At 54.7% G+C, this 8701-nt stretch carries 9 protein-coding genes; all 9 read right to left on the bottom strand.

From position 1 onward, the window contains the following. Positions 1–7: 7 nt before the first annotated feature. Entirely contained in the window at positions 8–979 is a 972-nt protein-coding gene (locus B3Y70_RS02330) for a hypothetical protein (protein ID WP_286896922.1), read from the bottom strand. A 19-nt stretch (positions 980–998) separates the two neighbouring features. Next, a complete protein-coding gene (locus B3Y70_RS02325) occupies positions 999–2777 on the bottom strand; it encodes a hypothetical protein (protein ID WP_023009270.1) in 1779 nt (592 codons plus the stop codon). 247 nt (positions 2778–3024) lie between these two features. After that, complete coding sequence (locus B3Y70_RS02320) at positions 3025–3432, bottom strand: hypothetical protein (protein WP_023009271.1); 408 nt, start codon at positions 3430–3432, stop codon at positions 3025–3027. Next, positions 3425–4387: a type VI immunity family protein gene (locus B3Y70_RS02315; protein ID WP_023009272.1), complete on the bottom strand. Its 963-nt coding sequence runs from the start codon at positions 4385–4387 to the stop codon at positions 3425–3427. Before B3Y70_RS02315 ends, B3Y70_RS02320 begins: the two co-directional genes overlap by 8 nt. A gap of 26 nt (positions 4388–4413) precedes the next feature. Continuing rightward, on the bottom strand, positions 4414–4791 hold the full coding sequence (locus B3Y70_RS02310) for a hypothetical protein (RefSeq protein ID WP_288589122.1): 378 nt from the start codon (positions 4789–4791) through the stop codon (positions 4414–4416). After that, positions 4784–5752 carry a type VI immunity family protein gene (locus tag B3Y70_RS02305; protein ID WP_286896926.1) on the bottom strand — a complete coding sequence of 323 codons (969 nt, stop codon included), beginning with the start codon at positions 5750–5752 and terminating at the stop codon, positions 4784–4786. The genes B3Y70_RS02310 and B3Y70_RS02305 overlap by 8 nt, the downstream gene beginning before the upstream one ends. A 25-nt stretch (positions 5753–5777) precedes the next feature. Then, positions 5778–6683, bottom strand: a complete 906-nt coding sequence (locus B3Y70_RS02300) for a hypothetical protein (protein WP_023009696.1) — start codon at positions 6681–6683, stop codon at positions 5778–5780. After that, on the bottom strand, positions 6680–7621 hold the full coding sequence (locus B3Y70_RS02295; protein WP_286896929.1) for a DUF4123 domain-containing protein: 942 nt from the start codon (positions 7619–7621) through the stop codon (positions 6680–6682). Before B3Y70_RS02295 ends, B3Y70_RS02300 begins: the two co-directional genes overlap by 4 nt. Further along, the coding region (locus tag B3Y70_RS02290) for a type VI secretion system Vgr family protein (RefSeq protein WP_288589121.1) at positions 7618–8701 on the bottom strand (1084 nt) is incomplete at its 5' end. The genes B3Y70_RS02290 and B3Y70_RS02295, both read right to left, overlap by 4 nt.

The following is an 8701-nucleotide window of genomic DNA, read 5'->3' as shown; positions in this document are numbered from 1 at the left end:
TCCGGGATTAGTTGACCACTACAGAGATCTTGCCCAACTGCGGTGTGAGCCTGCATTTGCGTTTATCCCATGGGTATTCCATCTGCCGCTTCAGCCATTCCTTGCCCTCCCCTTGCTTCCAAGCTTCCAAATCCAGATCGCGCCAGAAGCGTGGGTTGCGGCCGATACGCCCGTCATGCTCAGCGGTAACGGGATCCAGATGGCGGAACGGCTCGAGCCTTGGCACGTCCGGCAAGGGCTGAGAGGTATCCATGTAGCGTTGAAGCATGTCCCACAGCGCCATTACCTCTTCTTTCGTGGGTTCGACCCGGCTCAGGGACGTCTGGCTGAATTGTTTGGCGGTGTAACGATGCACGAACATCAAGCGATAGAAGATCCCGCCGGCTTCTATCACCCGCTCAACATAGGCATCGAATTCCTCAAAGGGCGCTGTCAGTTTCTTGCCGCCCGGCATAGCAAAACTTACCTGGCCGGTTTCTCGGCTGAAGTAGCTTTCGCCCGCTTTAAGGCTGCGATCCGTTATCCTAGAAAGGCCTTTTTCGAACGGTTTTAACAGAAAGGCAGCGGCGCTCATAACCCAAGGTAAGGTTTTTATGATTAGAAACATAGATAGAGCTATCCAACCCAAAACCACTCCGAGGCCTAAAAGTGATTTTAGTTCGTCAGGGAGCTCAACCTTGGAAGCATAATGTAAGAGCATCATCCCTCCACCAACCAAGACAAGCCCGCCCCAAAGATAAGGGATTAGCAGCTGTGCGGCTGAAAGACCAATGAATGCCTTGCCGTTCAGAAAACGAATTCGACCCTGACTCCACCACCAATCACCGGACTGAAATGCCTCTGGGCCACATTTGTCCTGGTGGTGAACAGCTTGCACATCCTCACAAACGCGGTAATAAGGTTGAATACCTGCGTAGTCACCTACTGGCTGCAAATCTTGGCCGAGACGTCGCCTGTTGTTTCTAGGCTCAGGGAGCAACGGAGACTCCTCCATCCCCTCAACTGCTCTCGACATCGTCACCAACCGTGTTTTTTCTGGCTGCGGGCGCAATGAATGTCATAGCTTTGGTGCGAGTGCTCATGTAATTGAATCTGAACCGGTCTGGCAAAGGAGCTGATGTGCGACTGAACTCAAAGATAAAATCGCCGTTTCTCTCGTGGGGAGGCATTGCGTCGAGACCCTGCATTAGTTCAGCTGCCATCGCTTTTGCGCCGCGGGGCGGGTTCTTCATGGCACCCAGAACGGTCTCGAAAGCGGAATGGGTCATGCGCAGACCAAACTGAGCTACCGGCTCTCCCGATTCGTCGACCGGATAGCCCATGATCATGGGGCGAGCCCCTGGTGGTGTTCCGCCGGTCTCGGATACCCGAATGCGAACTACCTCAGCACCCCACTCTTCGATAATCAGTTTGAGCCCGGCGTTCTCCAGTTCAATCGCCTTATCTTTCTTGTCAAGAAGGACCGAGTACTCTTGGTCTGGTACGGTTACTTGAGCGTCGAATTCAATCACATCAATCGACCTCAACTGTTCATCCGTCAGTCCCATACGAAGGAAGGGCATTCTCGCGCTGGCAGCGTTGCCACCGATCGAAGGTTTGAGGACTCTGAAATCCGGATTCGGTATTGTGTTTTCCACTACCGGCTCGCCATCAGCATCCAGCAACCGAACACGGTTAACCGGATGAATCGTTGCGGTTTGAAGATTGGAGGAATTCAGCTTTGACTCAACCCCAACGGCTCGTCCATAGCGGTAATCAACCGGTTCCGTACCAAACCAAAGCAGGGTTTGCTGGATCTCATTGAGGGAGGTCTCCACCGGTTCCGGGCTGAAGGGGGGTGTGAAGTAGTCATTAAAGACGGTGTTCGAGGTATCGATGGGGCGAGCCTGCATCGATATTTTCGCCATAGACATCAGTCTGTCGGTGTCTGGCCCTGGATCAACCTCTGACTGCCTGACCTTCAAGTGACTGGTAATCTGAAAGGTTACCCCTTGATGCTCTTCTTCAGTACTGATCTGAACACTAGCCTGCCTCGGCCAGCCTGTTGCACGTTCAAGTTCGAGGTAGCCAGCAGCACTAAAGCTATTTGGGGTTGAATCTTCATCGGCCGGCAGGTCTTGCTCTCCGACGGGTGCAAATTCCAGGGTCACCGTCTGACTATCCAACCGAGTAACTTCGAACTGCATTCCCTGAAGGGTTGCGCCACTCCATTCTTGATTCTCAGTCTGCCACGATAATCCAATCGCCAGATCTTCATTCGGAAACTGGCCAGGATACCAAGGAAAAATACTCAGGCTGCGAAGAAGTAGAGTCTGCAGGACTTCTGGCCGATCACTAATGCTCTTCAGGGCATCCGGATTCTGGTAAGTACTTTCTTTGATCACGCCATGAACACTTACCTGCTCAACAACTCCAGACCGCAAAAAATCGGCCAGAAGTTTTTCACCACTGCTTTGTGGCTCGCCCGACTCGGTGTCTACAAGTGTCCGCCCACGTCCTCGTTCTGCAACTTTCAGGGCGCCGGACTGGAGCTCAACCAACCCAGCATCCGCACCAAGCACTTCGCTGCGCAGAACGCTGGTCATCCTGTTAACCGACCCACCTCTGCCAGACACCCCAATTTCTGTGGTCTGATCAACCGCAAAATATCGAACATCTCCCACCGGGGGATTAAACAGCAGGGCTTCCTTGTTAATCGCCGGAGGCGTTTCAGAGAACCAGAAATAGCCGGCAACAGCCAGAATGAGAGCACAGATCAGCGCACCAATGAATTTCATCGTTTTATTCCTTTCCTTGGATTTTGAATCCCTAAGGATTCATTTTAAATCAATGTTCAAGTCGATTGGGCAGTCGCACTGATGCCTTATAGACCCGGCCGTTTCAGGTGTTGACTAGTGGAGGGCTCGCCCTGACGAGATAGTGTCCTTAACCGCGTTAGCAGCGATTCGTTCAGATGATTCTCTGCGCTATCAAGAAGCGTCTGGCGTTCTGATTGCTTTAGGATTTTGTAGAGTTTTTTCTGATCTACTGCAGATTGCAGCTTTCTAAGCTGCCCCTGTGAAGCCGGCAACCACTCCACACCGGTGAGAACACCCGCCAGCCGAATCTTGGCCTGCTTGTCCCCGCCCGGGCATTGACCACCACCTTATCACTCGTCCGGTCGTATTGGAGGTGAGTGACGGTCGTCGCATGCTCCAGAAAATCTTCGGGGAGCACCTGCCAGGTTTCGCCATTCCAGATTTCCACCCTTGGAGCCTCCGTCAACGAAAGACGCAGGGTGCCTTTGCCCTCAAACAGCACCAGATCTCCCTGCAAGGCCCACTCGCCAGCACCGGCGATGTCAATGCAGCGCTCTCCCACGGCAAGCTCAGTCAATTCAATGTCCGGAAACCACTGCGCAGGCATCAGATCTATCGCCAGGGTATCAGTCATGGCTCACCTCCGGTTCGCCATCAAAACGGGACAGCCACTCGCGGTATTCCTGAGTGTGGAACACGGTCTGACCATCGACTCTCCCCATTGCGATACCACTATGATCGGTTGAACGAATTGATCGCAGAACACGAGCCGCCTGACGATAAGGAGCTACATCTAATCCTTGCTCCCGATCTCCGAGCAAAGGTTTAGGTCCAGCCTGGATAATCACGCCGCCGTCATAGGGCGACACCCAACCATCCGGTAACGCCGCCTGCAATACAGTCCCGCCACCGAGTTGGCTCACATAAGGCTCGCAGGTAGCGGTGAGCCAGTTGGGTGTTTTGGTACGAGTTAACAAGCGAAGAGAATGTGTAGTCTCCGAGCCAACATTTAGGCCCGGAAAACGTTGCGCTAATTGATAGACTAGGGGGTCGACGCGTGTTTCATACCCATGGGATAGGGCCAGACCAAAACCTGCATAAGCTTGGTCTGCCATCAACAGGCTGCACCAGCGGCCGAAGATAGATGGTAGCTTCTCATCCCGGTCCACAAAAAAGTCCATGGGGAAATTCATCTTGATAAAAGACAATGAGTTGTCGTCTGATGCTGGAGCCTCGTTCCCTTCATGAATCCACTCCCCATAGGCTCCCACATCCACGTCCGAGGCATCGGTCTTCTTGTCTCCACCATGGAAGACAAATTCCCACTGCTCGTCCTGTGGTACATCCAACAGCCACTCATCCGGGTATGGGTAAGGCGTTTTCTTCAGGCTTTTCCAACGGCCAGTGTTCGGGTTGGTGGTCCATTTGAATTCCTGGCCGAAATACTCCCGGTATTCATTGAAAACCGCCAGTACCGCCTCCCGGACATCCGTACGCCAAGCATTACGGAAGTAAATTTCCACGTTCAGGCAGAGCTTGAGCATGACGCCGTCGGCGTCTACTACCCTGATGTCATTACTCACATCCATGTAACCCACGCCCCCGTGATTCCGGTTTACGACGCCGGCAACCACTCCACACCGGTGAGCATACCCGCCAGCCGAATCTTGGCCTGCTTGTCCCCTGCACGAGCATTGACCACGACCTCGCCGCTCGCCCGGTCGTATTGGAGGTGAGTGACGGTCGTCGCATGCTCCAGAAAATCCTCGGGGAGCACCTGCCAGGTTTCGCCATTCCAGATTTCAACTCTTGGAGCTTCTGTCAACGAAAGACGCAGGGTGCCTTTGCCCTCAAACAGCACCAGATCTCCCTGCAAGGCCCACTCGCCGGCACCAACGATGTCAATGCTGCTCTCGCCTACGGCAAGCTCGGACAGTTCTATGTCTGGAAACCACTGTGCTGGCATCAGATCCATTGCCAGGGTGTCAGTCATGACTCACCTCCGGTTCTCCATCGAAGCGGGAAAGCCATTCGCGGAATTCCTGAGTATGGAACACAGTCTGACCGTCCACGCGGCCCTTGGCTATTCCACCATGCTTGGTTGAACGAATCGGACGTAAGGCCTGGGCGGCTTGTCGATAGGGGGCGACATCCAGACCCTGCTCCCGGTCACCCAGCAGAGGCTTGGGTCCAGCCTGGATAATCACACCGCCGTCATACGGTGACACCCAACCATCCGGTAACGCCTCCTGCAACGCAGCCTCTCCACCAAGTTGATTCACATAGGGCTGGCAGATGGCAGTGAGCCATGCCGGCGATTTGATGCTGCTCAGCAAATACAGAGAGTGTGTTGTTCCTTTGCCGACATTAAGGCCAGGGAAACGCTGCCCCAACTGATAGACCAAAGGGTCTACACGAGTTTCATAACCGTGAGATATAGCTAATCCAAATCCCGCATATGCTTGCTCAGCGTTTAACAAGCTACACCAACGTTTAAAAATATCTGGTAGTTTTTCGTCGCGGTCGATAAAGAAATCTATCGGAAAATGGCAATAGAGATATGACAACGATCGTTGGTTGGAGAGAGGATGGTCTTCTATGGTTCTTGCCTTCCCGCCTCCCAATGAGACGAAGTCTATGTCCGAAGCATCTGTCTTCTTTTCGCCACCATGAAAAACAAACTCCCACTCCTCGTCCTGTGGCACATCCAACAGCCACTCGCCCGGGTACGGGTAAGGTGTCTTCTTCAGACTTTTCCAACGGCCGGTATTTGGGTTGGTAGTCCAATTGAATTCCTGGCCGAAGTACTCCCGGTATTCATTGAAGACCGCCAGCACCGCCTCCCGGACATCCGTACGCCAAGCATTACGGAAGTAAATTTCCACGTTCAGGCTAAGCTTAAGCATGACACCATCGGCGTCTTCCACTGTCATCAGTTCTTTCAGTTCATCCACGGTAAGTCTTCCCCTGTCCTGAAACTTAAAATGCAGCTCCGATGCGCTCCAAGCTTGGACGCAATGATGACATCCTCTGCGCAACGAGTTTGGCGGCTTCACTGCTTCCACGAACCACAGTAGAGGTTCCCCGGTAAAAACGGGCGCTCTGGAGCGCTGCCCTCGCCCCCAGCGGTGCCAGCAGAACATCATCCGCCGTTCCGATCCCGGTGGCATCATCCAGCACCAGCGCTGTCATCGCAACGCCGATGGCCAACACTTCCAACCCGAGCAACAACGAATCACCCAGCCCATGCTCTTCTTCCTGCTCATACAAATCCCGCGCAGGCTGCAGGGAGTCTTCAGGTACCAATTGCTGCTCTGTGCCGTCACATTTGCAAGTGTCCTCGTTCAATTCATGTAGTCCGCTATCTGGGCCAGCAATTCGCTCATAGGCTTTTTCCTGCCCAATACCCCAACGATCGCCCCGGAACTTGACCTCCACCACCCCCAAAAGGTTGTCCTGAGTTGGCAACCCGGCAGGGTCTCGCAAAACTACGGCATCTGGTATACGAAGCTCGCCTTTACTGTATTGCTCAATCTCATCTTTGAGCAACGCATCGGCCGGAGTCTTTAGGTTTCGAATCCGATTGATCATATGCCCGAAGTTACGGATCGGTTCGGTAGTCTCCTGCCTAGCAGCATCTTTCAACATGAGCGGCTGCGGCGCTATCATTTGATCCTCTGGCATGTAATACCCAACCTGCGGCCGGATGCCGGTATCCGAGACCTGATTCACCGCATCCAGGGAAGCATCGACACACATCTGCTTCATGTTGCGGCCGGTCTGGGACTGCATGGGGTTGACGCTGCAAAAGCAGACGAAGCTGCAAATAAACGCCAGTTTGGGCGTTATGTCGTTACAGATCGGGCATTGCTCGGTGGCTGTCATCCTTGATCACTCCAACGTTGTTCACGGCGCTTGCTGATCAGGGCCGTTTCGTCATACGACGGCATCCAATCCGGGTCGTGGTGGGGGGCGTAGTGGTCCGGCTGTTCGGCCAGGTCGCGTTCGATGTCAACCAAGGCCTGCGCCAGATTCGCTGATGCCAGGAGCTCCTCTGCCCGGGCTGCCCGATAGAAGTGGGAACAGCGCTCTAAGCACAGTTGGCAGAAAGTGAGTGTTTCCTGGGGACTTGGCGCCTCATGCCATCGATAGATCGACTGTACGGTCTCGTCAATCCGTTGAACGACAATCTCATTCGCCAGATGCATAAGCCGCCAGGTCATTGACTGGTTTAATTGCACCACCGCCTGTTGCACCCGGTGGCGATGGTAGATCGGTCTCATGGCCTGGATGTGTTGCTCAGTTAACCGAAGCCATAAAGGCTTAAGCGTTTGCCAAGTCGACTGCGCCCCCCGTTCAACAGGCTCACTGAGCCAACAGGCCTCTTCACCCAGTTGTCGGGCGGCCCACTGGGTTACGGGACCGGCAAAGGTCTGCTGCTCGGACACACTCAGCGATTGCCAAAAGACAGGCAGGATGTCCGGATCGTAAAAACGGCACAGCACCTCGCTGTCATTTTCATCAACAAGGGTGAGAGACTTTCGTAAATGGGCTGCCAACTCCGCCAAGTTTGCATCGGCAGTCAGCAATACCCCCCAGTTGTTTGATGGGGAGGACTGGTGCGCCCAGCTCAGGAATTTATGGTCGGGGTTAATCTCGGCCAGTATCGGGGACACCTCTAAGAGGTGTGCAAAGGGTGTTCCGTTGTACAGGGGAATGCTGTCGCTGTTTCCCGCCAGTTCGTACCACTTGGCCCTTAACCCCGGTAACGCCGCATCTACAACAACGAAAGCCCGCTGGCCACTGGAAAACGGCCATTTCATACGCGGCCCCTTTGTGTCATGCGCTCAGAGCAGATTTTGCAAAAGGGCTTTCCGTTCACAGCGGCCTGTTTAATGGCTATTGCCTGCCCTTCGGATTCCGCAAAGCCGGTTGGCAGGAAGACCGGTTCAACCATCTCGTGAACATTCTTTTCCACGTCCTGCGGCAACGCTGGCCCACTCGCTCCCAGCCCCGAACCACTCCCCGGACTGCCCCCGGAATTTATCTTGATCCCCGGCCCACTCAACGTAACCCCACTCGGGTCCAGCTTGATAAAGCTACCACCCCCGGAAATCGTCAGCTCTGCCCCGGCATCCAGCACCACCTTGGCACCGGCCTTGTGGTGCACTTCGGTGCCAGCTTCTGCGGCCATGGCACGAGCGGTTTTCTGATGGTAGGTGCCGCCCACGGTCTGGCTGCAATCTGCGCCAACGGACAGCCGGTTTTCGCCGTCGGTGGTGCAATGGTCCGCCGCTTTGATGTGGCTGAATCGGTTGTTCTCCACCGTCAGGTGGCTGTCGTTCCTGATAACTTCGGTGCGGTTGTTTTCCGTCAGCAGGTCCAGGTCTTTCTGGGCGTGCACGTAGATCTGCTCTTCGCCGGCTTCGTCTTCAAAGCGTAGCTCGTTGCTGCCCTCACCCTTGTGGGTTTTGGTCTTCAGGGTGGTCCGGGTTTTGTGTTCCGGCAGCGCGTACGGCGGTGTGTTGGTGGCGTGGTATGTTCTTCCGGTGATGATGGGCTGGTCCGGGTCGCCGTCCAGGAAGGAGACAATCACTTCGTGACCGATTCTGGGCAGCGCCATAAAGCCGTACTGGCCTCCAGCCCAACCCTGGGCCACACGCAGCCAGGCACTGCTGTGTTCGTCGTTCTTCGAGTATCTATCCCACGGGAATCTTACTTTTACCCGGCCGTACTGGTCGCAGTGGATTTCTTCCCCCTCCGGGCCGGTGACGAGCGCCATCTGGGGGCCGTCCATCACGGGTTTGTGATTACACAGGGGGCGCCAGGTTTTGTCGGCCGGGATGGCGCTGAAGGTGTTGTGATAGCGGGTGGGCTCACTGCCACCCTCTTCTTCCAGGGCC

Origin of the sequence: Marinobacter sp. UBA5687 (assembly GCF_002420325.1) — a bacterium.
Lineage (GTDB): Bacteria > Pseudomonadota > Gammaproteobacteria > Pseudomonadales > Oleiphilaceae > Marinobacter > Marinobacter nauticus.
The sequence above is the reverse complement of the archived record's forward strand: the minus strand, read 5'-3'. Positions and strand labels throughout refer to the sequence as shown.

Coding starts and splice junctions, on each gene's coding strand:
- B3Y70_RS02325 (WP_023009270.1), bottom strand. CDS start 2,777: ATGAAATTCATTGGTGCGCTGATCTGTGCTCTCATTCTGGCTGTTGCC.
- B3Y70_RS02320 (WP_023009271.1), bottom strand. CDS start 3,432: ATGACTGATACCCTGGCGATAGATCTGATGCCTGCGCAGTGGTTTCCG.
- B3Y70_RS02315 (WP_023009272.1), bottom strand. CDS start 4,387: ATGGATGTGAGTAATGACATCAGGGTAGTAGACGCCGACGGCGTCATG.
- B3Y70_RS02310 (WP_288589122.1), bottom strand. CDS start 4,791: ATGACTGACACCCTGGCAATGGATCTGATGCCAGCACAGTGGTTTCCA.
- B3Y70_RS02300 (WP_023009696.1), bottom strand. CDS start 6,683: ATGACAGCCACCGAGCAATGCCCGATCTGTAACGACATAACGCCCAAA.
- B3Y70_RS02295 (WP_286896929.1), bottom strand. CDS start 7,621: ATGAAATGGCCGTTTTCCAGTGGCCAGCGGGCTTTCGTTGTTGTAGAT.